The sequence below is a fragment of the Calothrix sp. CBUCES-K 9914 genome, from assembly GCF_059640475.1.
Genome location: NZ_JBXXZH010000058.1, coordinates 15,154 through 42,131, shown reverse-complemented (window position 1 = coordinate 42,131; position 26,978 = coordinate 15,154). Strand labels below are relative to the sequence as shown.

The following is a 26,978-nucleotide window of genomic DNA, read 5'->3' as shown; positions in this document are numbered from 1 at the left end:
GTAAGATTGAAGTTTTACTAATAGCTGATTTATTGTATCGTTATTCTTTTGTGCTAACTTATCTTGATTGGGTACATTAACCACCAGTAAATTTGGGTCAGTGTCTTGGTCTACCTTATCTTCGTAACTAAGACTTTGATAAAACTCAGTTGTAAACCGTAACCGCATCATTCGGTCGTAAGCTGCGAGTTCCAATGGTTGGAGTAATTTAAGTTCGCGAACTCCCAAAACTAATGCTGTGGTAACTAGCCAACTGATGCCAATAACACTTAAACCACTACGGAGAAATTGTTTCCAAGTGTACTGCTTACTTGCTAAGGACGGATTTGTTAATTCGTGTAAAGCTTGTAGTACTTCCGTTGCAGATTGATAGCGCGTGCGAAAGTCATAACGCACCATTTTATCGATGATATCCGCAAGCTTGTTGCTAACTTTGGCTTCATGGCGCCAAACTATCTCCCCAGTGTTAGGGTCTTCAGGCAGCTTTGAGGGACGTAACCCGGTTAGAGCTTGAATTGCTACTATTCCAAGTGCGTAAATATCGCTATTAAATCTTGGTTTACCAGCAGATTGTTCATTCGGCATGTAACCTTGAGTGCCAATTGCAACACTCATTTCCGATTGACCGGAATTTTCTACAAGCTGAATACGAATTTGTTTAACTGCACCAAAGTCTATTAAAACTAATTTACTATCACTCGCGCGCCGAATTAGGTTACTTGGTTTAACATCGCGATGAATGACTTGATGCGAGTGGACGAATTGTAAAATACCAAGAACGTCTTGCAACAGCAAAATCACTTGAGCTTCATCAAACTTAGTATGACTGTGAATTTCATCTGAGAGCGAAATGCCATCGATAAATTCCTGAACTAGGTAAAATTCCTCGTTTTCCTCAAAATATGCGAGTAGTTGAGGTATTTGCTCGTGCCGACCGAGTTCTTCAAGAATTTCTGCTTCGGTGTTGAATAGGCGCCGCGCCAGTTCCAAAAAATTTAACTCTCTGCTTGCAGGCTGGAGGTGCTTGACAACACACCTAGGGTTGCCAGGACGCCGTGTGTCTTCTGCAACATAAATGCGCCCAAATCCCCCGCCTCCAATAGCTGCGATTATTCGATAGCGTCCGTCTTGTAGACTGTTTAGCATCGCGCGCTCGTTTCAACCACGTTGAGTAGGATATTCAAAGATAAATTCAATACCTCTAATCTCATTTTCGGACTTTTGGTAGCAATAGTACAGTCATGTACACGTTAAATCTTAGTAACATTTGTAGTTTCAATTCGTAGTTATGCTTACCATAATATATACGCTATAGATTTTATCGGATTGTGCTTGTAGTTAATTAAGACTCTTTAAATAAACTAAATGTCAAATTTTGATTTAGTTCTTAGGCTATTGCTGCAACTGACTGTAATTCTGGTCACTTGCAGAGTTGTGACTATATTAGGGCGGCGCTACCTGGGGCAAACCGATGTTGTTTGTGAGATGATTGCTGGTATAATGCTTGGACCATCGCTATTTGGTTTATTGGCACCAGCATTTCAGCAATGGCTGTTTCCCAAGGCACCGCTTATCTTGGCAACAGGGGCAAAAATTCCAAACCCATCAATGTCAATTTTATTTGCCATTAGCCAAATTGGACTTGTGATCTACATGTTTCTGATTGGCTTGGAGTTTAATACCGATTTGATACGGCGGCGCCTCAAAAGCGCTTTTTTTGTCTCTTTTGCAGGAATAGCGGCGCCGTTTTGCCTGGGTGCAGCAGCAACTTTGTTTCTATACGCACGAGGTGATTTGTTTAAGTCTGGTGTTGGAGTCGGTGAAGCTGCGCTGTACTTGGGTGCGTCAATGTCAATAACCGCTTTTCCAATGCTCGCGCGAATGCTATACGAACGTGGTATCGCCAAAACTAGCTTTGGCACTTTAGCACTGGCAGCGGGTTCTATTGATGATGCCACAGCTTGGTGTTTGCTGGCGATTGTGTTAGCTAGTATCAAAGCAAGTGCGGGTATTGCTGCATTTGCGATTGGTGGTGGTATTGGTTATGTACTTGTTACTATATTTATTGGTCGTCCGGTTCTGACTATTTTTTCACGGATGTTAGCGCGTGATGGCATGACGACTCAAATTCTCACGCTTGTTTTAACAGTTTTGATGTTTTGTTCCTGGTTAACCGATGCCGCAGGTATCTATGCAGTATTTGGGGCATTTATTTTAGGAACTGCTATGCCACGGGGAGAATTTGCAAAAGAAATAAGCTCCTCCGTTGAATCTCTAACGACTGGATTTTTGCTACCAATATTCTTTGTTTATTCAGGATTAAACACACAAATTGGACTAGTAAATACTCCTGCTTTATGGGGAGTAACTACAATAATTGTTCTTTTGGCAATTTTAGGTAAAGGAATTGCTTGTATGCTTGCTGCAAAAATTGCTGGTGAGAGTTGGCGGAAAGCTGCAACTATTGGCGCCTTAATGAACGCGCGTGGGTTAATGGAGTTAATAATTCTTAATATTGGTTTAGAGCAAGGAATCATTACTCCAACATTATTTACAATAATGGTAATCATGGCAATTTTGACGACGCTGATGACATCTCCGCTGGTCGCATTTTTACTTCAAGGAACAAGCCACGAAAAAGCATTAGCTTAGGAACTTCCAAAAATTTAATTCTGTATCTCTTGTGGAATAGACACTTGTGGAATGGGCATCCTTGCCCGTTCATGTGTAAGGTGGGCAGGGATGCTCACCCCACAAGATTCCTGAGATATATAAAAATTGTCATGCATTTTAGCTTAACACATTAAAAAAAATAACAAAAAGTAAACTAAATTATTAATATAAAATTAAGCTCAAATTAATCTCGATTTTTTCCAAAACTGATAACTAATTAACTCGACATAAAAATTTATTCATGTTAGAAAGTGGACAAAGGTTAAGAATTATCAGGAAGAATTAAAACACTATGATTGTTACTCAAACGAGTAACTGATAATAGTTGACTTTACGACTGTTTTCCAGAATTATCTAAGAACACCGGATTGAAGAAGGGTGAGGTTCATATGCACGTAGTTGTTCTGGTTTTATTTGAAGTACTAATAGTGATAGGATTATCACGGTTTGTAGGGGTAGCATTCCGGTGGATTAATCAACCGTTAGTAATCGGTGAAATTGTCGCTGGTATTATGCTGGGTCCTTCACTGTTTGGTATGGTTGCTCCTGGGTTAGCGTCTGCTTTATTTCCTCCTGAAACTGTTCCTTTTTTGAATGTGCTGTCACAGGTAGGGTTGATATTTTTCATGTTTTTGATTGGGTTGGAGCTAAACCCTAAATACCTCACAGGCAACTTAGAAATAGCAATTTTGACTTCGCACGTTAGTATATTAGTCCCATTTAGTTTGGGAACGTTCTTAGCGGTAATACTGTACCCTTTAGTATCTACCAGCAGTGTACCATTTACCGCGTTTGCCTTGTTTTTAGGCGCTGCGATGTCAATTACCGCGTTTCCGGTACTAGCGCGTATTATAACCGAGAATAACTTACATCGAACGCGGTTAGGAACGTTGGCATTAACTTGTGCAGCAGTTGATGATGTAACGGCTTGGTGTGTTTTAGCAGTTGCGATAGCTGTGGCACGTAATGGTAGTATCGACCAGAAGGCGGTTTTGACTATCATTGAGAGTTTAGTTTACATCGGGTTTATGTTTACGGTCGGGCGCTGGTTTCTAAAACGTCTTTCCAATCATTATCAGCGCGCGAGACGATTAAATCAGTTGATGATGGCAATGATTTATAGTGGTGTCGTTGCGTCAGCGTTAATCACAGAATACATCGGTATTCACTTAATTTTTGGTGCATTTCTGCTAGGGGCGGTTATGCCCAAAGACGAGGGTTTAGTACGCGAACTTGCCGTTAAAACAGAAGACTTTGTTTTAATATTTTTGCTACCAGTATTCTTCGCTTACAGCGGATTGAAAACACAAATAGGTCTACTCAATAGTCCACAATTGTGGGGATTGTGCTTGCTCGTATTGGCTGTAGCAATTGTCGGAAAGTATGTAGGTACTTATATTGCTGCACGTGTTTGTGGTATCAACAACCGTGAAGCTTCTGCTCTCGGTTGGTTAATGAATACCCGTGGTTTAACTGAGTTAATAGTTCTTAATATTGGATTAGAACTGAAAGTGATTTCGCCATTACTATTTACAATGTTAGTAATTATGGCGTTAGTGACAACGTTTATGACTTCGCCGTTACTAGAATTGACATATCCTAAGCATTTGATTCGTAAAGATATTGTCGAACCTGAGAGTGAGAGCGAAGTTGGAGATACAGCAACAGTTAATATAGAATTACTCGACCCTGCCTACAGAATTTTAGTGCCCGTTGCTAACCCCAGTACTCAAAAGGGATTGTTACATCTAGCAACCGCAATTGCAATTAATCGGCACCAAAACGCAATTGTAAATCCCCTCAGCTTAATCGAACTTCCTGAAGATTATGCATTTGAAAGCACTCCTGCTGAAGCAGAGAAAATGATTAGTCAGCGTCGGCAAGAATTGGAGGAATTAATTTATCGTCTCGAACCAGCAATTCGTTCACAAGTTAAGCCAATAGTTAGAATTACCAACAATGTCGCGCGTGAAACCTCGATAATTGCAGCTATTGAACAAGCAAACTTAATACTACTTGGATGGCACCGTCCAGCCTTCAGTACAAATCGTTTAGGTGGTAGAGTCGGTCAAATACTTAGTACTGCTAACGTTGATGTTGCGGTTTATATAGACAGAGGTAAAGAAGATATAGAACGTTTATTAGTACCGTTTTCTGCTAATATTCACGACGATTTAGCTTTAATCTTAGCACTGAGATTACTCATAAATAAAGACACTTGCACTTTGAAAATACTTCAAGTTGTCACAGATAAACATGTTAAACCAGAACTAAGTTATGAAGTGCAAACAATCATGGAAAAACTGCCATCGGATATACAAGAGCGTATCCACATAGAAACCGTCGAAGCAGTTGAACCAATTCAAGCCGTAGTCGCAGCATCCGCAGGAGTTGATTTGACGATTGCAGGCACAAGTCGTACATGGGGTATTGAACGGCAAACTCTAGGTAGATATACTGACCAACTGGCTATTCATTGCCATTCTTCTCTTTTAATTACCCGTCGTTATAGCCAAGTCACAGCACATCTTGCTTCTGCACTTGCAGATATGCATTCAGAAGTAGCTTTATAGGAAAAGGTTCCATCATCATGCATGAATTTAATATCAAATCTCTAGCCTTTTATGCTGTTGCGATCAGTTCAGTTCTAATTATCTTCAAAGTTGTAACAGCTTATGGAGAAAGCAACCTTAAAGCGTCGAAACCAATAAGCGGCAAATACAATCTTGTACTCGCTGACAAATTATCCAACTGCGAAAAAAACACTTTGGTATTAAATATTCAACAATCAGGAATTTTCCTAAATGCGTCTTTGTTATCAAGTTCGACGAACAAAGAAATATCTACTAACGAAGAAAATAATCTTCTGTTAAATGGCAAACTCAACAATAATTCTCTAAGCTTATCGGGGAAAGTAGATAAAATTAACTTATGTGATGTTGAAGCAACTGCAACCCGTGCTAAAGTAACATCTCATAATCACAGTTTTGCTTTCTTGAAGTTACAAGCTAGCTTAGAGCCTCAAGGAGGGTTTTCTGGGCAAATCACTTTAAATGATTTACCAAAATCCATAAAATTTAATGCTATTCCCCAGAAACCTCAAGAACCATCAAGACAGTCATAACAATAGCGAATCGGTTTCTTTGTGATAGCAAAGGATAGTAAAATGCTAAAAATGCAGAAGACAAGTAAAAGTAAACTATTTTCAAGTTTGCGATTTGGGCGCCTCCGAAAAGTTGGCAATTGGTATCAGCGATTATTATCAATCAGCATAGTAAGCTTGTGTGTAGTGTTTGCGCTTCAAAGTATCAGTATAGCCGTTGTGCCAAATGCTCAACTTCAAAATTGGCGCTTTTCTCCCGAAATTGCACAACTCGAATTTACTCTTTCTGCTGCTTCTGCTCCAAAAGTTTCCTTTCTTTCTCAACCATCACGCTTGGTTGTAGATTTACCTGGTACTAAATTAGGGTTAGTTCCTACCCAACAAAGTTACTATGGCGCCATTCAACGTATTCGCCTTTCCCAATTTAATGCAAGCGATACACGTATTGTCATGGATTTGGCGCCAGGTACACAAATTAATCCCAACCAAGTATTTCTAGGGCAAACTTCTGCGACTGCTTGGGTACTACGTCCGTTTGTTACTAGCTATGTAAATAATGGAATAAATAACGGAATAAATAATGGGGCGCCGGGAATCTATCCACAACAGCCAAACACACAGTTCAGAGAAATCTATCCACCACAACCAAACATACAACAAGGTATTTACGCACCACAACCAAACATACAACAAGGTATTTACGCACCACAGCCAAATACACAACAAGGTATTTACGCACCACAGCCAAATACACAACAAGGAATTGCTCCATACCAGCAACCCCTACCTACACAACCTGGAACGAACTTGCCTACAGTAAATAATAATAATCCGCAACAACCGTTTGTCAGTGTACCCCCACTAACTACAAATAACCCTTCTATAAGTAATCCTTCACAAATACCTGGCGGTTCAATGCTCCCACCAGCAACCTTTCTAAATCAACCACCAGGAGGAATTATTAGTACTCCACCATTGATTTCACCTAATTTCACAGTTCCAACTTATCCTAGTAACCCAAATAACATAAACAACCCAAGTAACATAAACAACCCAAGTAACATAAACAACCCAAACAACGACAATGGTTCAGGAGTCGTTCCTTGGGGTCAAAGTTTACCAGTTCAAAGATGATTAGATTTTAGATTTTAGATTTTAGATTTTAGATTTTAGATTTTAGATTTTAGATTTTGGATTTTGGATTGAATCTAAAATCTATTCATGTCCCTATACCGGGAAAATCCAAAATTGAAATAATCCAAAACATTTAAAATCTATCCGTTTCTTGGGGTGTCCCAACTGCCCCTGGTTGTGTAAGGAAGAAGTTTTGAGCTGCTTCGTTTTGATAGATACAGCGAATATCAGGTTTTTCATTGTCCAAGTTGCCTGTAAAACCAAAAGTGTTCAAACGGTTTTTACAGTCATTAACTTGTTGAGAAGTTATAAGTTTTCTCTGCTCTAAAATAGCCCAGTTGTTTTGCCGAATAACACATCCGGGACGCATACTCGGTTGAGCAACGTAGACGTTAAATGGGTTGAGCGTTACAAACAACCGTGCGTCCATAACCATTGCGCTAGCTCCATACTGAACGCAAATCTCTGGGTTTGGCGCCTTGGTGTCAATAAATTCGCGCGATGCGACGTTCGAGGGAGTTAATGTAGTTGTCGAACTAAAAGCTATACCAATCCCAATCCCCAGCACAAATACCCCTCCCAAAATAGCAATGGTGGTGAAATTGAAAAGTGGAGATTGAAAAGCAGATGGTTTAGAAGAAGAAGTAGCCTGTCTACCAGGAGGTTTACGTCTCATTGTTACTTTATAGAAGTTTAATGTATTCGGGAGTAAATGGTTCTCCCTTTAGTATCAGTATGACTATTATTTAGCGCATTTGTGCTGAAGAATGTCTGTTTCATTAATTTTGCTCAGTCGTAGCATAGGCGTCCCGCCTGTGCAGTCATATAGTTTTTTACCACTGAGACACAAAGTACACGGAGAGGGGAATGAACCACAAAGCTTTCCCTTGAACGAAGTGAAGGGACACAAAGGGCACAAAGAAAGAGGTCAGAAGAGAGAATAGCCAAGAATTAATCACATAAACTACTACTTACTATTAGCGCCTACACACCAAAACTTTTGACTTAAATTTCCAAACAGTCTGCAGTAGTCAGGCAAGATGCCTAACATACGTTTATATTATGGTCAGGCAGGATGCCTGACCCACATTTATGTTATTAGCTTGCTACAGCCAAGGTTTTTTCCAAAGGTGTCCAACGGAAACTGCGGTCTCCTCCCCTTTCGATAATTACTTTGACTTTTGGTTCCATGCTGGGTAGCGCTGCTAAGTATTCCAACTCTTGGTCAGAGAGAATATGTCCCTCAATGATCCACAGTACTAAACCTTTCGATTTGGGTGGTAACTGTTCTATTTGATACGTCAAAATTGGTGGTAAGTAGTATACAGCACCAACTGCCGCACCCGAAGCATTACTTTTTTTACCAAGGTGTGGAGGTCTCACACCGTGGATACGAGTTAGATATGCAGCTACGTCACCCAAACCGCGCGCGGTGAAGTTAAGGGTAGTGTAACCGTTTGCGCGTATGCGGCGCCGATACCGACCCTCGAAACCTCCCTCTAGGGGTACGTAAACGCCTAGGGCGCCGTATTTCTCTAAATCGCGGATTAATCCTTTACCAGTGGTTATTAGTGCCATAGATTTTTAGTCATATCCCACTTAAATATATCTATTATCAACTCCAAACTGTTAATTTAAGTTAGGCAATAAACTTATAGTCAGCATTAGGTATTAATGATTGGGTGCGGTTGGAGAAGAAAGCCGCAAATCAGTTTCAAAAAAATCTGGCAAAAAAATCTGGACAAAAACTAATCAACAAGGTATCATATTAGATTGTGACCAAAATAAAATAAATTCAGTATATGACTTGTGCCCAAAAGTCATAGAAAAATAAGCGTGAATAAATGACTAAGATATACTATAATGTCTAGGTCACGAATTGCGGATTTGGTTGAAGCTAAAGTGAAGGCGAAAGCTAAGTGGTAGTGTTGGTTTGGAGCATTACGCAACTCTTAGTAAAAGGATACTGGAAGCGAATAGCTGTCTAAGTCCATTTGAAGGCGCCACAGAGAAGAGAGCAGTTGCAGCTTATGCTGTGTCACTGCTGTACTAAAAGCAAAGTTAATTTAGCATTGCTTGAAGCATGACGAAGGTTTACTTTGATAGTGACTCTTCATCATACTGGCGCGACCAGAGGAAGGATTTACCAAGCGTGGGCAAAGTGTTAGTAACTTAGCCCGAAAATCCGAATCAAGAGAATCAGTACAAAAGTACGTATTAAAAAGGAGAACCAGTAACTGTGTCTGTAGGTATTCTCGGCACCAAACTGGGCATGACCCAAATATTTGACGAAGCGGGAATTGCAATTCCTGTAACAGTCATTCAAGCGGGACCATGCACTGTTACACAAGTAAAGACAAAACAGACCGACGGTTACTCTGCCATTCAGGTTGGCTATCGTGAAGTGAGAGCTAAAAGTTTAAACAAACCGAAGTTGGGACATTTGGCTAAGTCAGAAGCCCCTTCGTTGCGTCACTTACGGGAATATCGCATTGAAAATTCCAGCGAGTATTCTTTAGGTCAACAGATTAAGGCAGATATTTTTAGCGCAGGTCAAATTGTAGACGTATGCGGTACTAGTATTGGTCGAGGTTTTGCGGGAAACCAAAAACGCAATAACTTCGGTCGAGGTCCCATGTCACACGGTTCTAAAAACCACCGTGAACCAGGTTCGATTGGTGCGGGTACAACCCCAGGTCGCGTTTTCCCTGGTATGCGGATGGCTGGTCGTCTTGGTGGTAAGCAGATAACTGTTAAAAAGTTAACTGTCATTAGAGTCGATAATGAACGTAATTTGTTGCTAATCAAGGGAGCTATTCCTGGCAAACCTGGAGCTTTAGTAAACGTCGTCCCAGCCAATTTAGTCGGCAGACAAAATTAACTGTCGGTTATTAGTAATTGCTTACAAAGGAAACAGAAATGTTTGAGTGTACAGTCAAAAATTGGCAAGGTGAGCAGGTCGGACAGAAGACGTTCGAGATGAAGGTTGCCAAGGAAAAAACAGCTTCGAGCATCGTGCATCGGGCTTTGGTTCGACAAATGACCAATGCTCGTTCTGGAACGGCTAATACTAAAACCCGTTCGGAAGTACGAGGTGGTGGTCGCAAACCTTGGCGCCAAAAAGGAACCGGTCGCGCGCGTGCTGGTTCGATACGTTCACCGTTGTGGCGTGGTGGTGGTGTCACTTTTGGCCCTAGACCGCGCGAATTCAACTTAGATATGAACCGCAAAGAGCGGAAGTTAGCACTGCGAACAGCATTTGCAAGCCGGATTGACGATTTAATCGTTGTAGAAGAATTCGGTGAGCAAATGTCTCGTCCCAAAACCAAAGAATTGGTGCAGGCAGTAACACGCTGGGGTTCTGAGCCAGAAAACAAAACTTTATTGATTACTTCAGAACGTAACGACAACGTATATTATTCAGCTCGTAACGTTGAAAATCTAAAGTTGTTGGCAGCAAACCAACTCAACGTTTACGATTTGCTAAACGCGGACAAAATTATTGTTACCGCCTCAGCTTTAGAAAAAATTCAGGAGGTTTACAGTGCCTAGGTTTGACACCCGTGACTTACCTGACTTAATACGTCGCCCGATTGTGACTGAGAAAGCGACTATTAATATGGAGCAAAATAAATACACGTTTGAAGTTGCTCCAAAAGCTGACAAACTGCAAATCAGAGCGGCAATCGAAAGCTTATTTGATGTCAAAGTTGTAAAAGTAAATACTGCCAATCCACCGCGTAAAAAGCGCCGTGTTGGTAAGTTTATTGGATATAAGCCCCATTACAAACGCGCGATAGTCACAGTCGCTCCTGGGGATGAAGAGAAAATCAGAAAAGTCTTATTCCCAGAAGTGTAAAGAAGCAAAACTATGGGTACTCGTTCTTTCCGTCCCTACACTCCCAGTACGCGACAAGTCACAATTTCCGACTTCGCAGAAATTACTAAAAAGGATCCTGAAAAGTCTTTAACGGTATACGTACACCGTGCGAAAGGTCGTAACAACCAAGGACGTATTACAAGTCGTCGTCGTGGTGGTGGACACAAGAGACTTTATCGGATTATCGATTTTAAACGCGACAAGCGTAATATTTCGGCAACGGTTACAGCGATTGAGTATGACCCAAATCGTAACGCTCGGATTGCTTTATTGCAATACGAAGACGGCGAGAAGCGTTATATCATTCAGCCTGCTGGTTTAAAAGTTGGAACAAATATAATTGCTGGTCCAACTTCTCCAATTGAAATTGGCAACGCTTTACCTTTAGCAAATATTCCTTTGGGTACAACTGTTCACAATGTCGAGTTGAAAGCTGGTAAAGGTGGACAAATTGTGCGTTCCGCAGGCGCCGCTGCCCAAGTAGTAGCGAAAGAAGGCGATTATGTAACTTTGAAGTTACCTTCAACTGAAGTCCGTATGATACGTCGCGAATGCTACGCAACAATTGGACAAGTAGGTAACGTCGAAGCGCGAAACCTCAGTGCTGGTAAGGCTGGGCGGAATCGTTGGAAGGGTCGTCGTCCAAGCGTTCGTGGTAGTGTAATGAACCCAGTAGACCACCCACACGGTGGTGGTGAAGGTCGGGCGCCAATCGGTCGTTCTGGACCTGTAACACCTTGGGGTAAACCAGCGTTGGGTATGAAAACCCGCAAACGTAAGAACCCAAGTTCTAAATATATTGTACGCCGCCGTCGTAAGACATCGAAACGTGGACGTGGCGGACGCGAATCGTAAAAAGAGTTAAAAGTGCTGAGTGCTGAGTGTAAAGTAAAACATCACTCAGCACTCAGCACTCAGAACTCAGCACTCAGCACTCATTACTCACTACTAAATTTTGTTATGGGTCGTTCTCTAAAAAAAGGTCCTTTTGTTGCAGACCATTTGCTCAAAAAAGTAGATAGACTAAACGCTTCCAATAGAAAAGAAGTTATTAAAACTTGGTCGCGCGCTTCAACAATTTTGCCGCAAATGGTTGGACATACAATTGCTGTACACAACGGTAGACAGCATGTTCCTGTGTTTGTAAGTGACCAAATGGTCGGTCATAAATTAGGAGAGTTTGCTCCTACACGTACCTATCGTGGTCATGCTAAGAGCGATAAGAAAGGTGGAAGATAGAATTTTGGATTTTAGTTATGGCAAATGAAGTTACGAGTCCTGAAGTAAAAGCTGTCGCACGCTATATCCGGATGTCACCTTATAAAGTGCGTCGCGTTCTCGACCAGATACGCGGTCGTTCTTACCGCGATGCTTTGGTAATTCTAGAATTTATGCCTTATCGCTCGTGTGACCCAGTTTTAAAGTTACTGCGAAGTGCCGCAGCTAACGCGGAACACAATAACGGACTTAACCGCGCGGAACTAGTAATTACTCAAGCTTTTGCTGACCAAGGTCCAGTTCTCAAGCGTTTTCAACCTAGAGCGCAAGGTCGAGCATATCAAATTCGCAAACCTACTTGTCATATTACTCTTGCTGTAGCTGCGGGTGCAGTTGCGGAATAAGTAAATGAGCGTTGATTACACAAGTAATTAAACTTCTACAGTAAGAAATTTTTAGAGGAAGTATTTGTGGGACAGAAGATTCATCCAGTAGGTTTTCGCCTAGGGATTACACAAGAACATCAATCTCGTTGGTTTGCCGACCCAAATCGTTATCCAGAGCTTTTACAGGAAGACTATAAGCTTCGTAAGTATATAGACGAAAAGTTGGGTAGATACGCACAAAACAACGCTGGGATTTCTGAAGTTCGGATTGAGCGTAAGGCTGATCAAATCGACCTTGAAGTTCGTACTGCTAGACCTGGTGTTGTTGTTGGTCGTGGTGGTCAAGGTATTGAATCACTACGAACTGGTTTACAACAGCTTTTAGGCAGCAACCGTCAAATTCGTATCAACGTTGTTGAAGTACAGCGAGTTGATGCTAATGCTTACTTGATTGCTGAGTATGTTTCACAGCAGCTCGAACGTCGGGTTTCGTTCCGTCGAGTAGTGCGTCAAGCGATTCAACGCGCGCAACGTGCTGGTGTGCAAGGTATCAAAATTCAAGTTAGTGGTCGTCTCAACGGTGCTGAAATCGCACGTACAGAGGCTTCGCGTGAAGGTAGTGTGCCTTTGCATACCTTGCGTGCTGATATCGATTACGCTTATTGCACTGCGAAAACTATTTACGGAATCCTTGGGATCAAAGTTTGGGTATTTAAGGGAGAAATTATTCCTGGACAGGAAATATCCGAAGCCCCTCCATCAGCGAACCGCGACCGTGGAGACCGTGGAGACCGTGACCAGCAACGTCGTCGAGGTGGTCAACGGCGCCGTCAGCAATTTGAAGACCGTTCAAATGAAGGATAAATCGATTTTGGGTTGGGGATTGTTTGGTACTCAATTATGTTAAGTCCAAGAAGAACTAAGTTCCGCAAACAGCAGCGCGGACGAATGAAAGGATTGGCATCGCGCGGTAGCTCTCTCTCGTTTGGAGATTTTGCGCTTCAGGCACAAGAGCCATGTTGGATAACCAGTCGGCAAATTGAAGCTTCACGTCGAGCCATGACCCGTTATATTCGTCGGGGTGGTCAAATCTGGATACGTATTTTCCCTGACAAACCTGTAACAATGCGTCCGGCAGAAACCCGGATGGGTTCTGGTAAAGGAAACCCAGAATTTTGGGTGGCTGTAGTTAAACCTGGTCGGATTTTGTTTGAAATAGCTGGTGTTAGTGAAGAAATAGCGCGCGAAGCAATGCGTTTGGCTTCTTACAAGCTGCCAATCAAAACAAAGTTTATTTCGCGTTCCCAAATCGAACCAGTTGTTGATGAAGAATCATCAGACGAACCAGTGAGTAGTGAAACGGTTGTCACCGAGGAGTAGGTAATGCCACTTTCCAAAGTTTCGGAAGCAAGAGACTTGAGCGACGACCAACTGTCAGATGAAATACTAGCTGTTAAAAAGCAATTATTTCAGTTGCGGTTGCAAAAAGCCACACGTCAGTTAGAAAAGCCTCATCAGTTTCGTCATGCTCGCCACCGTCTGTCACAGCTATTAACTGTAGAAAACGAGCGTAAACGTGCAGCAGCGAAACAAAGTCAGGAGTAATTATGGCAGTAAAAGAAAGAGTTGGTTTGGTGGTTAGCGACAAAATGCAAAAGACGGTAGTTGTTGCCGTTGAAAACCGCGCTCCCCACCCTAAGTACAAAAAAATTGTTGTGAAGACCAAGCGTTATAAAGCTCACGACGAAGAGAATCAGTGCAAAATCGGCGACCGCGTTCGTATTTCTGAAACTCGACCTTTGAGCAAAACCAAACGCTGGCAAGTCACAGAAATCCTCAAATAAATTGATTAGTCATTCAGGTAAATCGTGATTTCACGGTTTAACAAGCGAAGGAGAGCAAATCGTGATTCAGCAGCAAAGTTATTTAAATGTCGCAGATAACAGCGGCGCCCGGAAATTGATGTGCATCCGCGTACTGGGTGCAGGTAATAGTCGTTACGGTTTTATCGGCGACCGCATTATCGCAGTTGTCAAAGATGCTTCACCCAACATGGCAGTGAAAAAATCTGATGTTGTTGAAGCAGTTATCGTTCGGACTCGTCACACTATCCGTAGAGATAGCGGCATGAGTATTCGTTTTGACGATAACGCCGCAGTAATTATCAATAAAGATGGTAATCCTAGAGGTACTCGCGTTTTTGGACCAGTAGCTCGTGAACTGCGCGATAAAAGCTTTACCAAAATTGTTTCGCTGGCGCCGGAGGTGCTGTAATGGCTAAAACAAAGGAAAAGCCGAAATTTCACAAGATGCACGTCAAAACAGGTGATACCGTTCAGGTAATCTCAGGCAAAGACAAAGGCAAAGTTGGGGAAATCATCAAAGCGCTTCCTCAAGATAGCAGAGTCATTGTAAAAGGCGTGAACATCAAAACAAAACACGTCAAACCTCAAGCAGAGGGTGAGTCAGGAAAAATTGTTACCCAAGAGTATCCCATTCATAGTTCTAACGTGATGCTGTACTCCACCAAGCAAAATGTCGCTAGTCGCATTTGCTACACAACAACAGCCGAAGGGAAGAAAGTAAGGATGCTCAAGAAAACTGGGGAAATAGTTGATAAGTAGTTAGGAGTTAGGAGTTAGGAGTTAGGAGTTAAGAATTAATACTCAGCACTCAGCACTCAGCACTCAGCACTCAGCACTTATCACTCATTTACTTTCCTGACAAAGACCAGGGACTAACAAGACTATTCATCCAAGATTATGCCAAGCAAACTCAAAACTACATATCAGGAAACAATAGTTCCTAAACTGATTAAACAGTTTGAATATACGAATGTTCACCAAGTCCCCAAGGTGATTAAAGTTACTGTTAATCGAGGAATGGGAGAAGCTGCACAAAATGCAAAATCTCTCGAAGCTTCATTGGCTGAAATAGCTTTAATTACAGGACAAAAGCCCGTTGTAACGCGCGCGAAAAAAGCGATTGCTGGTTTCAAAATCCGCCAAGGGATGCCTGTTGGTATCATGGTGACATTACGTGGCGACCGGATGTACTCTTTCTTAGAAAGATTTATCAATTTGACACTGCCAAGAATCCGCGACTTTCGGGGTGTTAGCCCTAAAAGCTTTGACGGACGTGGTAACTATACCCTAGGGGTTCGTGAACAATTGATTTTTCCAGAGGTAGAGTACGATAAAATCGAACAAATTCGCGGGATGGATATTTCTATTATCACAACAGCGAATAGCGACGAAGAAGGTCGCGCATTATTAAAAGAAATGGGTATGCCGTTTCGCGAGCAGTAAGTTCATGACATTGAGGTAAAGATGGCGGCAAACGATACAGTTGCAGATATGCTCACGCGCATCCGCAATGCTAACATGGCACGGCATCAAACAACAGAAGTGCCTGCGACAAGAATGACTCGCAGTATTGCAAAAGTACTGCAAGAAGAAGGTTTTATTGGCGAGTTTGAAGAAAAAGGTGAAGGTGTAAAGAAGAACTTGGTGATTGCCCTGAAATACAAGGGTAAAGGTCGCCAACCTTTAATAACCGCTCTCAAACGAGTTAGCAGACCCGGACTGCGTGTTTATTCAAACCGGAAAGACCTACCAAGAGTTCTTGGTGGTATCGGTATTGCAATAATTTCAACGTCAAGCGGCATTATGACCGACCGCGAAGCACGCCGTCAAAATGTTGGTGGTGAAATACTTTGCTACGTATGGTAAGGGTAGGTAGGTAAACATTATGTCTCGAATTGGAAAACGTCCGATTACAGTTCCTGCTAAAGTCCAAGTCACTTTGGATGGCGCCAAAATAGTTGTCAAAGGTCCAAAAGGCGAACTTTCTCGCGAATTGCCAGTTAACATTTCAGTTGCTCAAGAAGGAGAAACGCTTAATGTTAACCGTCGCGACGAGTCGCGGACATCGCGTCAGCTACACGGTTTGTGCCGTACACTTGTCGCCAATATGGTAGAAGGTGTATCAACTGGTTTCCAACGGAGGTTGGAAATACAAGGGGTTGGTTATCGTGCTGCCCTTCAAGGTCGTAATCTTGTATTAAGCATGGGTTATAGCCATCAAGTGCAAATTCCACCTCCTGAAGGAATTCAATTTGCGGTAGAAAATCCAACAAACATTATTGTTAGCGGTTACGACAAAGAAATCGTTGGTAACACTGCCGCACGTATTCGCGCGGTTCGACCACCCGAACCCTACAAAGGTAAAGGTATCCGTTATTCGGGTGAGGTGGTTCTTCGTAAGGCTGGTAAGACTGGTAAGGGTAAGAAGTAGAATATGAAACTCACTCGCAAAGAATCGAAAACTAAGCGCCATAAACGTATTCGTGGCAAAGTGAATGGTTCTCCCGAACGTCCACGTTTATCTATCTTTCGCTCGAACGACCATATATACGCCCAGGTTATCGACGATACTGCTCAACATACTATAGTGGCAGCTTCAACCGTTGAACCCGAAATTAAAGAGAAAATTTCTTCGGGAGGAAACTGCTCTGCAAGTAGCGAAGTTGGTAAATTAATTGCCCTACGTTCACTTGAAAAAGGTATTACGAAGGTTGTATTCGACCGAGGTGGTAATCTTTATCACGGTCGCGTCAAAGCTCTCGCTGAAGCTGCGCGTGAAGCTGGTTTAGATTTTTAAAGCAGTTAGAAAGTAACAGCAAACACAGGAATATAAATATGGCTACAGGTGGTCGTCGTAAAGCGAACCGAGCGAAAAAGGAAGAAACCAACTGGCAAGAACGGGTTATTCAAATTCGCCGTGTTAGTAAAGTTGTAAAAGGTGGTAAAAAACTTAGCTTCCGTGCCATCGTTGTTGTCGGCAACGAACGCGGTCAAGTTGGTGTTGGTGTTGGTAAAGCTTCTGATGTTATCGGCGCCGTTAAAAAGGGTGTTGCTGATGGTAAGAAGCACCTTGTTGACATCCCAATGACAAAATCTAACTCTATACCTCACCCAGTTAACGGTATTGGTGGTAGTGCAAAAGTTCTAATGCGTCCAGCATCTCCAGGTACTGGTGTAATTGCAGGTGGCGCCGTGCGTACTGTTTTGGAACTAGCGGGAATTCGTAACATCCTAGCGAAACAACTCGGCTCGAACAACCCATTAAACAACGCGCGTGCCGCAGTTAACGCACTATCAACTTTGCGTACTTTCTCGGAAGTCGCTGAAGACCGAGGTGTTCCAATTGAAAATCTCTACGCGCAGTAGTAGGAATCAAAAAAAGATCAAAAAAATCTTTCTTCTCCAAGCGTAGTTGTGTAATTAAGGACTAAGTGTAAAGTCATGAGACTTAATGATGTAAAGCCGCAGGCAGGCTCAAAACAACGTGGGCGCCGTTTAGGTCGTGGTATTTCCGCAGGTCAAGGTGCGAGTTCAGGTAAGGGGATGCGGGGTCAAAACTCGCGTTCTGGTGGGGGAACTCGTCCAGGTTTTGAAGGTGGTCAGCAACCTTTATACCGTCGTTTACCCAAATTGAAGGGTTTTCCGCTCGCTCCGCGCAAAGAATACACTACGATTAATGTAGAAAAGCTAGCATCGCTCCCCGCAAATACAGAAGTAACTTTAGAGTCACTCAAACAAGCAGGGATTCTAACAGGTGGCAAAGCTCCACTGAAAATTTTGGGTAACGGGGAGTTAGGTGTTGCACTTCAAGTCAAAGCCGCAGCTTTTACAGGCTCGGCACGCAGCAAAATTGAGGCAGCTGGTGGGAGTTGTGAAGTTATAGGGTGAGCATAAGAATGCTTTTGCCTTATATTCAGGTATCCCAACGGCTCAGGCGCCTGATTCTATTTCTAGGTAACACCCGCTATGATTAGTCGAGATAAACCCCCAACCGCTCAAGAAACTTTTATGCAAATGGCACAAGCAGCAGGACTGAGAGGTCGGCTGCTTGTCACGGTCGGTATTTTAATGTTGATTCGTCTTGGTATTCATTTGCCAATTCCAGGAATCAACCGTGCGGAGTTCGCTCGTGCCGTAGCCAGTAATAATCAGATATTAAGCTTTTTGGATATCTTTTCGGGTGGCGGACTTTCAGCGTTAGGAATCTTTGCTTTAGGGATTCTGCCTTATATTAATGCTTCGATTATTATCCAACTTTTGACTGCCGCCATCCCAGCTTTAGAAAATTTACAGAAAAACGAAGGCGAAGCGGGTAGACGCAAACTATCTCAATATACACGCTATGTGTCTTTGGGATGGGGAATTCTACAAAGTGTTTTCTTGGCATCATTTTGGCTTCGACCATACGCATATGAATTTAGTCCATTCTTTGTAGCTCAAACTGCAATTGCATTGGTTGCTGGTTCGATGTTCGTAATGTGGGCTTCTGAGGTGATCACCGAACGTGGTGTGGGTAACGGCGCATCTTTATTGATTTTTGTCAACATTGTGGCAACGCTACCTAAGTCATTAGGAGACACAATTCAATTTGTTGAATCAGGTAGCCGTGAAACCGTTGGTCGTGTAATTGTGCTACTGCTGCTGTTTTTATTGACAATCGTTGGTATCGTCTTCGTTCAAGAAGGTGTTCGACGTATTCCAATTATCTCAGCACGTCGTCAAGTTGGGCGCCGAATTTTAGCAGAACAACGCAGCTACTTACCTTTACGCCTTAACCAAGGCGGTGTAATGCCAATTATTTTTGCTGCTGCCATTCTCAGTTTGCCTTTGTTGATTGCGAACTTTACCAAAAACGTTGAGTTGGCAAATATAGTCAATACTTATTTGAGTCCTGGTGGAAGCGGTTCTTGGGTTTATGCGCTTGTTTACCTTGTTTCGATTGTTTTCTTTAGTTACTTCTACTCCTCTTTAATTGTTAACCCGATTGACGTGGCGCAGAACCTGAAGAAAATGGGTTCTAGTATTCCCGGTATCCGTCCAGGTAAAGCAACAAGCGAATACATTGAGCGTGTATTAAATCGGCTAACCTTTTTAGGTGCTATCTTTTTAGGCTTGATTGCGATTATTCCTACTGCAATTGAGCGCGCGCTAGGAGTTCCTACCTTTAAAGGATTGGGTGCTACCTCGTTATTAATTCTGGTCGGCGTAGCAATTGATACTGCAAAACAGGTTCAAACCTACGTCATCTCTCAGCGCTATGAAGGAATGGTGAAACAATAGTGACGCGACTAATCTTCTTGGGGCCACCTGGAGCTGGTAAAGGAACGCAAGCTTCATCGCTTGCTGATCACTGGCAAATTCCCCACATTTCAACGGGTGACATTTTACGTCAAGCTTTAAAAGACCAAACGCCTTTAGGTATTAAAGCAAAAGGCTATATGGACAGAGGTGAGTTAGTTCCTGACCAATTAGTACAAGATATGGTGGAAGAACGGCTTACTCAACCTGATACTAAACTAGGTTGGATTCTCGATGGTTTTCCGAGAACTGTTCAGCAAGCAGGTTTTTTAGAAGCTTTGCTTGATAGGTTAGACCACGAAGGCGAAAAGGTTATCAATCTTGACGTACCCGATGAGATTGTGATTGGGCGCCTTCTTGAACGTGGACGTAAAGACGATACTGAAGATGTAATTCGGCGCCGTCTGGAAGTATACCGTTCCGAAACAGCTCCTTTAATTGACTATTACAACGGCAAACAGCAGTTAATAGTAATTAACGGTAATCAGTCCCTAGAAGAAGTCACTGTTGAAATCGACCAGGCTGTTAGCGGTTCATAGAATCAGGATATAAGTCCTTTGTTCGTGCTATCTGTGAACTCATGGTGTGAGGGAATGACAACATGAGCTATCCCTCACTCCCAAGCGCGAGCCGCTCCATAACTATCCCCTTAAGCCACTGCCAATTCACAATTAAATAAGATATATTAATAAACTGTTGATGTGTTTGACAAAAGATATGTGCTTGTAGTATGGACGATACAACAAGCGTTAAAAAAAATCCCTACCAATAGGGAATATTAATTGATTGGAAAGAGGAAATATAACTTGTCTAAGCAAGATTTAATCGAAATGGAAGGTACGGTAACAGAGTCATTGCCCAACGCCATGTTTCGCGTTGACCTGGACAATGGCTTTAACGTACTAGCTCATATTTCCGGCAAAATACGCCGTAATTACATCAAAATTTTACCTGGTGACCGAGTCAAAGTGGAGCTTACTCCCTATGATTTGTCGAAGGGTCGAATCACCTATCGTTTGCGGAAGAAGTAGGGTTTATGTAGAGGATTTTACCACAAAAATACCACAAAATTTTTTTGTCGGTAATATCTACTCGAAAACAGACCTAATATTTTTCTAAAAATGCTATAATTCAACATTTGGAGTCAAAACGATGAAAGTCAGAGCTTCAGTCAAGCGAATTTGTGAAAAGTGCAACGTTATTAAACGCCGTGGCCGAGTGATGGTGATTTGTGTAAATCCAAAACACAAACAACGTCAAGGTTAAAGTTATTTAAGCTGAATTGCACGTTCCTTAAGTACATAGTATCAGGCTGTTCAAAACACAGCGCAAAAAACAAGACAAGAAACTAACGCAAAAAAACAACGCAAAAGGGAGATATTCACAGTGGCACGTATTGCCGGAGTAGACCTTCCACGCGACAAGCGGATTGAAATTGGTCTAACTTACATTTTTGGAATTGGATTATCGCGGTCACAGGCGATATTGTCAGCGACTGGCGTTAATCCAGATACACGAGTTAAAGACTTGAGTGATGCTGATGTTACAGCGTTGCGGGGTGAAGTCGAAAGCAATTACCAAGTTGAAGGTGATTTGCGGCGCCTCGAAGCGATGAATATTAAGCGCTTAGTTGATATCGGAACATACAGAGGTCGTCGTCACCGTATGGGGCTACCAGTAAGAGGACAGCGGACTAGGACTAACGCTAGAACTCGACGTGGCAGACGTCAAACAGTAGCTGGTAAGAAGAAAGCACCAGGCAAATAAATTTCATTCTTGCGGCTAACGCAAGGTATACGCTAACTCAAATGAATTAATATGGCGCGTCAAACACCTAAAAAAGCCGGGAGCAAGAAAGCTAAACGTAACGTTCCCAATGGCATTGCTTACATTCAATCAACTTTCAACAACAGCATTGTTACTATCAGCGACCAAAACGGCGATGTAATATCGTGGGCAAGTGCCGGGTCGAGCGGCTTTAAGGGCGCCAAAAAGGGAACTCCCTTTGCAGCTCAAACCGCAGCTGAAAGTGCAGCACGACGAGCAATTGACTCTGGAATGCGTCAAGTTGAAGTCATGGTTTCGGGGCCGGGAGCAGGACGTGAAACAGCGATTCGAGCATTACAAGGGGCAGGACTAGAGATTACATTGATTCGGGACATTACTCCAATACCACATAATGGTTGTCGTCCTCCTAAGCGTCGTCGTGTATAGAGGCTGCGTCCATTGGTAGTTGCCTTCTGGGCAACATATTCGTGATTGGTTCTCCTCACTCGTTATAGTGGCCGTCCGGAAATAAGGTAAAACCGAAGGCACGTACATTCTTCGGTATAGCCCAATTAATTCGTATCGCCCATTGCTTTCTGTCGTTGAATCAAGCTCACTGTAAGTAATGATATCAACTGAATTATAAAAAGCATTAACCGGGCAACGTTTGTGAAAGAGCGAACTAGCAATCAAAACTTAAAAATTGCTGATTCAGGACTGTTATACAAGGGAGGCTGCTCCGTGGCGCAATTTCAAATTGAATGTGTAGAGTCCAATACAGAAGAAACTCGGAGCCATTACAGTAAGTTTGTCTTGGAACCTCTAGAAAGAGGACAAGGGACAACGGTTGGTAACGCCCTAAGACGAGTATTGCTCTCTAACTTAGAGGGTACGGCGGTTACTGCGGTACGGATTGCGGGCGTTACACACGAGTTTGCCACCGTTCCGGGTGTGCGAGAAGACGTTCTTGAAATCCTAATGCGGATGAAAGAAGTTATTCTTAAAAGCTATTCTTCTCAACCTCAAATTGGTCGCTTACTCGTTAATGGACCGACTAATGTTACTTCGGCGCACTTTGATTTACCTAGTGAAGTTGAAGTGATTGACCCAACTCAGTATGTCGCCACTCTTGCTGAAGGCGCCAAACTAGAGATGGAGTTTCGGATTGAGCGAGGCAAGGGTTATCGTACAGTCGAGCGCGGTCGTGAAGAAGCGACATCGTTAGATTTTTTACAGATAGACTCGGTATTTATGCCAGTGCGAAAAGTCAACTACAGTGTAGAAGAAACGCGCGGCGAAAGTAACATACCCAAAGACAGACTATTGCTTGAAGTATGGACAAACGGTAGCATTAGTCCGCAAGAAGCTCTGTCTTCAGCAGCAAGTATTTTAGTGGACTTATTTAATCCGTTAAAAGACTTCACTTATACCGAACAAGATACGGGTATTGCTGAAGATTTAGACCCAACGGCACAAATACCCATTGAAGAATTACAGCTTTCAGTGCGTGCTTACAACTGTTTGAAGCGGGCACAAGTGAACTCTGTAGCTGACTTGCTCGATTATACTCAAGAAGACCTCTTAGAAATAAAGAATTTCGGTCAGAAGTCAGCTGAGGAAGTTGTAGAAGCTTTGCAGCGACGTTTGGGTATTACTTTACCTCAAGAACGGGGTTCTAAGCATAGCTAGGTGCGCGCTTCAAACGACGGGTTGCCATCGGTAGGTAATTGGTTAACCTTTCATGGTTGATACAAGAATAATTAATAATTAGTAGTTATTCGTAGATGGTTGGTAGTTATTATGAATACGGGTAATAGCTACTAAACTATTACCCACTACCCTCTATCCCCAAACAATTAGTCAACCTTCAAATATTGATTCCATTGTATTTTTTTTCAAATCAATTATTATGCGTCACCGTTGTCGAGTTAAACAACTAAGCAAACCAGCAGACCAGCGTCGTGCCCTTTTACGCGCGCTAACAACTGAAGTAATTCGTCACGGTCGAATTACTACTACTTTAGTTCGTGCCAAAGTAGTAAAAGCTGAAGTTGACAAAATGATTACTTTAGCAAAAGATGGTTCACTTTCATCTCGGCGCCAAGCACTTGGTTACATTTATGACAAAGACCTAGTGCAAGCGTTATTTGAGCAGGCGCCAAAGCGTTACGAAAATCGTCAAGGTGGTTACACCCGCGTTTTACGTACCGTTCCACGTCGTGGTGACAATTCGCCGATGGCAATAATTGAACTAGTTTAAGAGTTCTAAAAAGTTTAATAATGCTTACGTCTCAACCCATAGAAAAACAGCGAATAGCCATAGTAATTCAATACATTGGCACTAACTTTCGTGGGTGGCAACGGCAAGCACAACACCGTACCGTACAAGAAGAAATTGAGAATGCCATCGCTGGTATTGTCGGTCATCACATTACCTTACATGGAGCCGGACGTACCGATAGTGGAGTTCATGCAGCGGCACAAGTAGCACATTTTGATGTTGCAAGTCCACTGCCACCCCATAAATGGGCGTCTGTTCTCAATAGTTACTTGGCGAATGATGTATTGATAAGAGCCTCAATAGAAGTAGATAACACTTGGCATTCACGTTTTAGCGCATTATACCGACGTTATCGTTATACGCTCTATACAGAAGCACGCCCGAATTTGTTTATCAAACCCTTTTGCTGGCATTATTATCATGCACCACTCGACGAGTCATTAATCCAAACGGCGTTAGAACTTTTAGTAGGAAAACATGACTTAAGTGCTTTTCGACGTGCCAACTCAAAGCGCGCGCACTCAATAGTAGAAGTGCAAGCAGCACAGTGTCAGCGTTCGGGTGCGTTTCTTAATATAGAAATTCAAGCAGACGGTTTTTTGTACGGTATGGTAAGGTTCATAGTCGGGATGCTAGTGCAGGTAGGGACAAAAGAAAGAACAGTTTCTAACTTTACAAATCTTTGGAAAAACCAACTCCGAGAGCAAGTGAAACATTCTGCACCTGCACAAGGCTTATGCTTATTGCGAGTAGGCTATCCAGACTTTCCATTTCCAAAAGAAATTTGGTACGACACTCAACCAAAATTTGTGTTTGAGGAATAGCCAAGAGCTAATTAATTGAACGTAACGAGCAAAGAAAAATGACAGCCCAAAAAACATATCTCCCACCAGTTGACACCTTAGTAGGTGACTGGTACGTAGTAGATGCAGCAGACCAACGTCTTGGTCGTTTGGCAAGCGAAATTGCAATGATTCTTAGAGGCAAAAACAAACCTCAATTCACCCCTCATTTAGATACGGGTGATTTTGTTATTGTCATTAACGCTGAAAAAGTTGCTGTAACAGGTAAAAAGCGTACACAAAAGCTTTATCGTCGTCACTCTGGGCGCCCAGGTGGGATGAAAACAGAAACGTTTGCTAAACTCCAAGACCGTTTGCCTGAACGCATTATTGAACAAGCGATTAAGGGTATGCTGCCTAAAAATAGTCTAGGAAAAAGTCTATTTACAAAACTCAAAGTTTACACGGGTCCAACCCATCCCCACGCAGCTCAAAAACCTAAAGAATTAAAAATTAATACAATCCCAGGAGCATAAGGTTAATGCAAGCAACCGATACAAACAGCGGTCGCGCGATGTACTTCGGTACAGGGCGCCGTAAATCAGCAGTAGCGAGAGTTCGTTTAGTTCCAGGTACTGGAAAATTAACAGTCAACGGTAAAGAAGGAGAATTGTATTTCCAATTCAACGCCAACTACCTTGGTGTTATTAAAGGTCCCCTAGAAACTCTAGGTATGGAAAACGACTACGACATCTTAGTAAAAGCCGAAGGTGGTGGACTTACAGGTCAATCAGACGCAGTACGTTTAGGTGTAGCGCGGGCATTGTGCCAACTCGACCCAGGCAACCGTCCCCCTCTCAAAACCGAAGGATACTTAACTCGTGATCCTCGTGCAAAAGAGCGTAAAAAATACGGTTTACACAAAGCTCGCAAAGCTCCTCAGTACTCGAAACGATAAAGAGTTAAAAGTGCTGAGTGCTGAGTGCTAAGTAGAGTTAAGAGTTAGGAGTTATGAGTTAGAAATAATCACTCAGCACTCAGCACTAATTACTCAGCACTCAGCACTCAAAACTCTTCATTAACTGTTATAATTCATATAGATTAACCACAACAGGAAAATGGCAAAAGAAGGTATTCATCCTCAGTGGTATCCAGAAGCAAAAGTGTATTGCAACGGAAAAGTTGTAATGACAGTAGGCTCAACCAAACCCGAATTACACGTAGACGTTTGGTCTGGAAACCACCCCTTTTACACAGGAACACAGAAGATTATTGACACTGAAGGTCGCGTAGAACGCTTCCTCCGTAAATACGGTATGTACGATACATCAGCCGCTGCTAATAAAGACGAAGACCAGAAGTAGCTGGATAGCTTTGCTTTGAACGACCCCGCACAGAGTGCCGGGTCGATTTTGTGTTCTTTGCATTTAGCTAACAAGTTATTTTTGAAGTAGCGTGAGGCACGCATCATGGCTGAACAATATTTACTAGAGAAATTAAAATCTGTCGAACAAACTTTTCAAGAGTTGACTCGGCGCCTAGCTGACCCAGATACCGCCAAAGACCAAGATGAGTATCAACAGGTTGCTAAGGCACGGTCAGGTTTAGAAGAAGTAGTAAATACTTTCGATACTTGGAAAGCTGCTACCGACGACTTGGTAGGAGCGCGTCAAATATATAAAGAGTCTGCGAGTGACCCAGAAATGCAAGAAATGGCAGGACTGGAAGTAAAAGAACTCGAAAAAAAGATTGAGTTTCTAGAGAATCGCTTAAAAATTTTACTACTACCGCGCGACCCTAACGATGATAAAAACATCATGTTAGAAATTCGTGCGGGTACTGGTGGTGATGAAGCCAGTATTTGGGCTGGCGACTTAATGCGAATGTATACTCGTTATGCTCAAACCCAAGGTTGGAAAGTCTCGTTGGTGAGTGAGTCACTGGGAGACATGGGTGGTTGGAAAGAAGTCATCCTCGAAATAAAGGGTGATGACGTGTATAGTCAATTAAAATTTGAAGCTGGAGTACATCGTGTCCAGCGCGTCCCCGTTACAGAAGCGGGTGGACGAGTACATACATCAACAGCGACAGTGGCAATAATGCCGGAAGTCGATGATGTAGAAGTACATATTGATCCCAAAGACATCGAAATGAAAACCGCGCGAAGTGGTGGTGCCGGTGGACAAAACGTCAACAAAGTAGAAACTGCTGCTGACTTATTCCACAAACCGACTGGTATCCGAATCTTCTGTACAGAAGAACGAAGCCAGTTACAAAACAAAGAACGAGCGATGCAAATCTTGCGCGCGAAATTGTACGAGATGAAACTGCAAGAACAACAAGCAGCTATCACCTCAGCAAGGCGCCTGCAAGTAGGAACAGGTTCGCGTTCTGAAAAAATTCGCACCTACAACTACAAAGACAACCGCGTTACCGACCATCGTCTCAACCAAAACTTCTCACTGAACCCAGTATTAGAAGGCGACTTAGAAACAGTAGTACAGTCCTGTATCTCCCAAGACCAACAAGACCAACTAGCCGAACTCGCCGCCAGTGCTGGAAACAACTAATATTATGTAGGTTGGGTGGAG

At 42.7% G+C, this 26,978-nt stretch carries 38 protein-coding genes; 35 read left to right on the top strand and 3 right to left on the bottom strand.

From position 1 onward, the window contains the following. Positions 1 to 1,146, bottom strand: a 1,146-nt coding sequence (locus AC2JBO_RS15645) for a protein kinase domain-containing protein (RefSeq protein ID WP_496954572.1), incomplete at its 3' end; no start/stop codon positions are given. Positions 1,147 to 1,434: 288 nt separating this feature from the next. Between AC2JBO_RS15645 and AC2JBO_RS15640 the strand changes: the two genes are divergently transcribed. The 4 genes from AC2JBO_RS15640 (at position 1,435) to AC2JBO_RS15625 (ending at position 6,910) form a co-directional block, all read left to right on the top strand. Beyond that, entirely contained in the window at positions 1,435 to 2,652 is a 1,218-nt protein-coding gene (locus tag AC2JBO_RS15640; protein ID WP_496954571.1) for a cation:proton antiporter domain-containing protein, read from the top strand. Positions 2,653 to 3,062: 410 nt separating this feature from the next. After that, a complete protein-coding gene (locus AC2JBO_RS15635; protein WP_496954570.1) occupies positions 3,063 to 5,246 on the top strand; it encodes a cation:proton antiporter in 2,184 nt (727 codons plus the stop codon). A 17-nt stretch (positions 5,247 to 5,263) separates the two neighbouring features. Next, the gene (locus tag AC2JBO_RS15630; protein ID WP_496954569.1) at positions 5,264 to 5,797 is read left to right on the top strand and encodes a hypothetical protein; all 534 of its coding nucleotides are present in this window, start codon (positions 5,264 to 5,266) and stop codon (positions 5,795 to 5,797) included. 51 nt (positions 5,798 to 5,848) lie between these two features. Continuing rightward, positions 5,849 to 6,910, top strand: coding sequence for an AMIN domain-containing protein (locus tag AC2JBO_RS15625; protein WP_496954568.1), 1,062 nt, complete (start codon positions 5,849 to 5,851; stop codon positions 6,908 to 6,910). A 133-nt stretch (positions 6,911 to 7,043) separates the two neighbouring features. Here AC2JBO_RS15625 and AC2JBO_RS15620 read toward each other — a convergent pair whose 3' ends face one another. Continuing rightward, complete coding sequence (locus tag AC2JBO_RS15620) at positions 7,044 to 7,586, bottom strand: DUF3172 domain-containing protein (RefSeq protein WP_496954567.1); 543 nt, start codon at positions 7,584 to 7,586, stop codon at positions 7,044 to 7,046. A gap of 422 nt (positions 7,587 to 8,008) precedes the next feature. Next, the gene (locus tag AC2JBO_RS15615) at positions 8,009 to 8,488 is read right to left on the bottom strand and encodes an NAD(P)H-quinone oxidoreductase subunit N (RefSeq protein WP_496954566.1); all 480 of its coding nucleotides are present in this window, start codon (positions 8,486 to 8,488) and stop codon (positions 8,009 to 8,011) included. Between the two features lie 661 nt (positions 8,489 to 9,149). Between AC2JBO_RS15615 and rplC the strand changes: the two genes are divergently transcribed. From rplC to prfA, 31 genes are all read left to right on the top strand, one after another. Then, positions 9,150 to 9,791, top strand: a complete 642-nt coding sequence (gene rplC, locus AC2JBO_RS15610) for a 50S ribosomal protein L3 (RefSeq protein WP_496954565.1) — start codon at positions 9,150 to 9,152, stop codon at positions 9,789 to 9,791. A 38-nt stretch (positions 9,792 to 9,829) separates the two neighbouring features. Continuing rightward, entirely contained in the window at positions 9,830 to 10,462 is a 633-nt protein-coding gene (gene rplD, locus AC2JBO_RS15605) for a 50S ribosomal protein L4 (RefSeq protein ID WP_496954564.1), read from the top strand. Continuing rightward, positions 10,455 to 10,769, top strand: coding sequence for a 50S ribosomal protein L23 (locus AC2JBO_RS15600; RefSeq protein ID WP_496954563.1), 315 nt, complete (start codon positions 10,455 to 10,457; stop codon positions 10,767 to 10,769). The genes rplD and AC2JBO_RS15600 overlap by 8 nt, the downstream gene beginning before the upstream one ends. 12 nt (positions 10,770 to 10,781) lie before the next feature. Beyond that, complete coding sequence (rplB, locus tag AC2JBO_RS15595; RefSeq protein WP_496954562.1) at positions 10,782 to 11,645, top strand: 50S ribosomal protein L2; 864 nt, start codon at positions 10,782 to 10,784, stop codon at positions 11,643 to 11,645. Between the two features lie 105 nt (positions 11,646 to 11,750). Further along, on the top strand, positions 11,751 to 12,029 hold the full coding sequence (gene rpsS / locus AC2JBO_RS15590; protein ID WP_019492002.1) for a 30S ribosomal protein S19: 279 nt from the start codon (positions 11,751 to 11,753) through the stop codon (positions 12,027 to 12,029). A 17-nt stretch (positions 12,030 to 12,046) separates the two neighbouring features. Further along, complete coding sequence (gene rplV / locus AC2JBO_RS15585; protein WP_496954561.1) at positions 12,047 to 12,412, top strand: 50S ribosomal protein L22; 366 nt, start codon at positions 12,047 to 12,049, stop codon at positions 12,410 to 12,412. 66 nt (positions 12,413 to 12,478) lie between these two features. After that, positions 12,479 to 13,258 carry a 30S ribosomal protein S3 gene (gene rpsC / locus AC2JBO_RS15580; RefSeq protein WP_496954560.1) on the top strand — a complete coding sequence of 260 codons (780 nt, stop codon included), beginning with the start codon at positions 12,479 to 12,481 and terminating at the stop codon, positions 13,256 to 13,258. Between the two features lie 36 nt (positions 13,259 to 13,294). Beyond that, positions 13,295 to 13,774 (top strand): 50S ribosomal protein L16, encoded by a 480-nt coding sequence (rplP, locus tag AC2JBO_RS15575; RefSeq protein ID WP_496954559.1) that lies wholly within the window; start codon positions 13,295 to 13,297, stop codon positions 13,772 to 13,774. Positions 13,775 to 13,777: 3 nt separating this feature from the next. After that, on the top strand, positions 13,778 to 13,999 hold the full coding sequence (gene rpmC / locus AC2JBO_RS15570; protein WP_496954558.1) for a 50S ribosomal protein L29: 222 nt from the start codon (positions 13,778 to 13,780) through the stop codon (positions 13,997 to 13,999). 2 nt (positions 14,000 to 14,001) lie between these two features. Continuing rightward, positions 14,002 to 14,238, top strand: coding sequence for a 30S ribosomal protein S17 (gene rpsQ, locus AC2JBO_RS15565; RefSeq protein ID WP_496954557.1), 237 nt, complete (start codon positions 14,002 to 14,004; stop codon positions 14,236 to 14,238). A gap of 61 nt (positions 14,239 to 14,299) precedes the next feature. After that, a complete protein-coding gene (gene rplN, locus AC2JBO_RS15560; RefSeq protein WP_019491996.1) occupies positions 14,300 to 14,668 on the top strand; it encodes a 50S ribosomal protein L14 in 369 nt (122 codons plus the stop codon). Further along, positions 14,668 to 15,018, top strand: coding sequence for a 50S ribosomal protein L24 (rplX, locus tag AC2JBO_RS15555; protein ID WP_496954556.1), 351 nt, complete (start codon positions 14,668 to 14,670; stop codon positions 15,016 to 15,018). The genes rplN and rplX overlap by 1 nt, the downstream gene beginning before the upstream one ends. Positions 15,019 to 15,156: 138 nt before the next feature. Next, entirely contained in the window at positions 15,157 to 15,702 is a 546-nt protein-coding gene (rplE, locus tag AC2JBO_RS15550; RefSeq protein ID WP_496954555.1) for a 50S ribosomal protein L5, read from the top strand. Positions 15,703 to 15,723: 21 nt separating this feature from the next. After that, positions 15,724 to 16,125, top strand: a complete 402-nt coding sequence (gene rpsH, locus AC2JBO_RS15545) for a 30S ribosomal protein S8 (RefSeq protein ID WP_496954554.1) — start codon at positions 15,724 to 15,726, stop codon at positions 16,123 to 16,125. A 19-nt stretch (positions 16,126 to 16,144) separates the two neighbouring features. Then, positions 16,145 to 16,690 carry a 50S ribosomal protein L6 gene (rplF, locus tag AC2JBO_RS15540; protein ID WP_496954553.1) on the top strand — a complete coding sequence of 182 codons (546 nt, stop codon included), beginning with the start codon at positions 16,145 to 16,147 and terminating at the stop codon, positions 16,688 to 16,690. 3 nt (positions 16,691 to 16,693) lie between these two features. Further along, positions 16,694 to 17,056, top strand: a complete 363-nt coding sequence (gene rplR, locus AC2JBO_RS15535) for a 50S ribosomal protein L18 (protein ID WP_496954552.1) — start codon at positions 16,694 to 16,696, stop codon at positions 17,054 to 17,056. 38 nt (positions 17,057 to 17,094) lie between these two features. Then, entirely contained in the window at positions 17,095 to 17,625 is a 531-nt protein-coding gene (gene rpsE, locus AC2JBO_RS15530; protein ID WP_496954551.1) for a 30S ribosomal protein S5, read from the top strand. Positions 17,626 to 17,700: 75 nt separating this feature from the next. Next, positions 17,701 to 18,147, top strand: coding sequence for a 50S ribosomal protein L15 (gene rplO / locus AC2JBO_RS15525; protein ID WP_496954550.1), 447 nt, complete (start codon positions 17,701 to 17,703; stop codon positions 18,145 to 18,147). A gap of 78 nt (positions 18,148 to 18,225) precedes the next feature. Further along, positions 18,226 to 19,539, top strand: coding sequence for a preprotein translocase subunit SecY (gene secY, locus AC2JBO_RS15520; RefSeq protein WP_496954549.1), 1,314 nt, complete (start codon positions 18,226 to 18,228; stop codon positions 19,537 to 19,539). Beyond that, a complete protein-coding gene (locus AC2JBO_RS15515) occupies positions 19,539 to 20,096 on the top strand; it encodes an adenylate kinase (protein ID WP_496954548.1) in 558 nt (185 codons plus the stop codon). The genes secY and AC2JBO_RS15515 overlap by 1 nt, the downstream gene beginning before the upstream one ends. Positions 20,097 to 20,363: 267 nt before the next feature. Continuing rightward, positions 20,364 to 20,588, top strand: coding sequence for a translation initiation factor IF-1 (gene infA, locus AC2JBO_RS15510; RefSeq protein ID WP_006196724.1), 225 nt, complete (start codon positions 20,364 to 20,366; stop codon positions 20,586 to 20,588). A gap of 121 nt (positions 20,589 to 20,709) precedes the next feature. Then, the gene (gene rpmJ / locus AC2JBO_RS15505) at positions 20,710 to 20,823 is read left to right on the top strand and encodes a 50S ribosomal protein L36 (RefSeq protein WP_015200862.1); all 114 of its coding nucleotides are present in this window, start codon (positions 20,710 to 20,712) and stop codon (positions 20,821 to 20,823) included. Between the two features lie 120 nt (positions 20,824 to 20,943). Then, complete coding sequence (rpsM, locus tag AC2JBO_RS15500) at positions 20,944 to 21,324, top strand: 30S ribosomal protein S13 (RefSeq protein WP_496954547.1); 381 nt, start codon at positions 20,944 to 20,946, stop codon at positions 21,322 to 21,324. Positions 21,325 to 21,375: 51 nt separating this feature from the next. After that, the gene (rpsK, locus tag AC2JBO_RS15495) at positions 21,376 to 21,771 is read left to right on the top strand and encodes a 30S ribosomal protein S11 (protein WP_496954546.1); all 396 of its coding nucleotides are present in this window, start codon (positions 21,376 to 21,378) and stop codon (positions 21,769 to 21,771) included. Between the two features lie 294 nt (positions 21,772 to 22,065). Next, the gene (locus AC2JBO_RS15490; RefSeq protein WP_496954545.1) at positions 22,066 to 23,013 is read left to right on the top strand and encodes a DNA-directed RNA polymerase subunit alpha; all 948 of its coding nucleotides are present in this window, start codon (positions 22,066 to 22,068) and stop codon (positions 23,011 to 23,013) included. Between the two features lie 220 nt (positions 23,014 to 23,233). Continuing rightward, entirely contained in the window at positions 23,234 to 23,584 is a 351-nt protein-coding gene (rplQ, locus tag AC2JBO_RS15485; RefSeq protein ID WP_496954544.1) for a 50S ribosomal protein L17, read from the top strand. A gap of 20 nt (positions 23,585 to 23,604) precedes the next feature. After that, positions 23,605 to 24,429, top strand: a complete 825-nt coding sequence (truA, locus tag AC2JBO_RS15480) for a tRNA pseudouridine(38-40) synthase TruA (RefSeq protein ID WP_496954543.1) — start codon at positions 23,605 to 23,607, stop codon at positions 24,427 to 24,429. 38 nt (positions 24,430 to 24,467) lie between these two features. Beyond that, positions 24,468 to 24,923, top strand: a complete 456-nt coding sequence (gene rplM / locus AC2JBO_RS15475) for a 50S ribosomal protein L13 (RefSeq protein ID WP_496954542.1) — start codon at positions 24,468 to 24,470, stop codon at positions 24,921 to 24,923. A 5-nt stretch (positions 24,924 to 24,928) separates the two neighbouring features. Next, entirely contained in the window at positions 24,929 to 25,345 is a 417-nt protein-coding gene (rpsI, locus tag AC2JBO_RS15470; RefSeq protein WP_496954541.1) for a 30S ribosomal protein S9, read from the top strand. 160 nt (positions 25,346 to 25,505) lie between these two features. Beyond that, positions 25,506 to 25,751 (top strand): 50S ribosomal protein L31, encoded by a 246-nt coding sequence (gene rpmE / locus AC2JBO_RS15465; protein WP_496954540.1) that lies wholly within the window; start codon positions 25,506 to 25,508, stop codon positions 25,749 to 25,751. Between the two features lie 105 nt (positions 25,752 to 25,856). After that, on the top strand, positions 25,857 to 26,957 hold the full coding sequence (gene prfA / locus AC2JBO_RS15460) for a peptide chain release factor 1 (protein WP_496954539.1): 1,101 nt from the start codon (positions 25,857 to 25,859) through the stop codon (positions 26,955 to 26,957). Positions 26,958 to 26,978: the final 21 nt, after the last annotated feature.

Bases quoted from the DNA above. Each gene is read 5' to 3' on its own strand.
- AC2JBO_RS15635 (WP_496954570.1), top strand. From the start codon at position 3,063: ATGCACGTAGTTGTTCTGGTTTTATTTGAAGTACTAATAGTGATAGGA.
- AC2JBO_RS15630 (WP_496954569.1), top strand. From the start codon at position 5,264: ATGCATGAATTTAATATCAAATCTCTAGCCTTTTATGCTGTTGCGATC.
- AC2JBO_RS15625 (WP_496954568.1), top strand. From the start codon at position 5,849: ATGCAGAAGACAAGTAAAAGTAAACTATTTTCAAGTTTGCGATTTGGG.
- AC2JBO_RS15620 (WP_496954567.1), bottom strand. From the start codon at position 7,586: ATGAGACGTAAACCTCCTGGTAGACAGGCTACTTCTTCTTCTAAACCA.
- AC2JBO_RS15615 (WP_496954566.1), bottom strand. From the start codon at position 8,488: ATGGCACTAATAACCACTGGTAAAGGATTAATCCGCGATTTAGAGAAA.
- rplD (WP_496954564.1), top strand. From the start codon at position 9,830: ATGTTTGAGTGTACAGTCAAAAATTGGCAAGGTGAGCAGGTCGGACAG.
- rplB (WP_496954562.1), top strand. From the start codon at position 10,782: ATGGGTACTCGTTCTTTCCGTCCCTACACTCCCAGTACGCGACAAGTC.
- rpsS (WP_019492002.1), top strand. From the start codon at position 11,751: ATGGGTCGTTCTCTAAAAAAAGGTCCTTTTGTTGCAGACCATTTGCTC.
- rplV (WP_496954561.1), top strand. From the start codon at position 12,047: ATGGCAAATGAAGTTACGAGTCCTGAAGTAAAAGCTGTCGCACGCTAT.
- rplP (WP_496954559.1), top strand. From the start codon at position 13,295: ATGTTAAGTCCAAGAAGAACTAAGTTCCGCAAACAGCAGCGCGGACGA.
- rpmC (WP_496954558.1), top strand. From the start codon at position 13,778: ATGCCACTTTCCAAAGTTTCGGAAGCAAGAGACTTGAGCGACGACCAA.
- rpsQ (WP_496954557.1), top strand. From the start codon at position 14,002: ATGGCAGTAAAAGAAAGAGTTGGTTTGGTGGTTAGCGACAAAATGCAA.
- rplX (WP_496954556.1), top strand. From the start codon at position 14,668: ATGGCTAAAACAAAGGAAAAGCCGAAATTTCACAAGATGCACGTCAAA.
- rplE (WP_496954555.1), top strand. From the start codon at position 15,157: ATGCCAAGCAAACTCAAAACTACATATCAGGAAACAATAGTTCCTAAA.
- rpsH (WP_496954554.1), top strand. From the start codon at position 15,724: ATGGCGGCAAACGATACAGTTGCAGATATGCTCACGCGCATCCGCAAT.
- rplF (WP_496954553.1), top strand. From the start codon at position 16,145: ATGTCTCGAATTGGAAAACGTCCGATTACAGTTCCTGCTAAAGTCCAA.
- rplR (WP_496954552.1), top strand. From the start codon at position 16,694: ATGAAACTCACTCGCAAAGAATCGAAAACTAAGCGCCATAAACGTATT.
- rpsE (WP_496954551.1), top strand. From the start codon at position 17,095: ATGGCTACAGGTGGTCGTCGTAAAGCGAACCGAGCGAAAAAGGAAGAA.
- rplO (WP_496954550.1), top strand. From the start codon at position 17,701: ATGAGACTTAATGATGTAAAGCCGCAGGCAGGCTCAAAACAACGTGGG.
- secY (WP_496954549.1), top strand. From the start codon at position 18,226: ATGATTAGTCGAGATAAACCCCCAACCGCTCAAGAAACTTTTATGCAA.
- rpmJ (WP_015200862.1), top strand. From the start codon at position 20,710: ATGAAAGTCAGAGCTTCAGTCAAGCGAATTTGTGAAAAGTGCAACGTT.
- rpsK (WP_496954546.1), top strand. From the start codon at position 21,376: ATGGCGCGTCAAACACCTAAAAAAGCCGGGAGCAAGAAAGCTAAACGT.
- rplQ (WP_496954544.1), top strand. From the start codon at position 23,234: ATGCGTCACCGTTGTCGAGTTAAACAACTAAGCAAACCAGCAGACCAG.
- truA (WP_496954543.1), top strand. From the start codon at position 23,605: ATGCTTACGTCTCAACCCATAGAAAAACAGCGAATAGCCATAGTAATT.
- rplM (WP_496954542.1), top strand. From the start codon at position 24,468: ATGACAGCCCAAAAAACATATCTCCCACCAGTTGACACCTTAGTAGGT.
- rpsI (WP_496954541.1), top strand. From the start codon at position 24,929: ATGCAAGCAACCGATACAAACAGCGGTCGCGCGATGTACTTCGGTACA.
- rpmE (WP_496954540.1), top strand. From the start codon at position 25,506: ATGGCAAAAGAAGGTATTCATCCTCAGTGGTATCCAGAAGCAAAAGTG.
- prfA (WP_496954539.1), top strand. From the start codon at position 25,857: ATGGCTGAACAATATTTACTAGAGAAATTAAAATCTGTCGAACAAACT.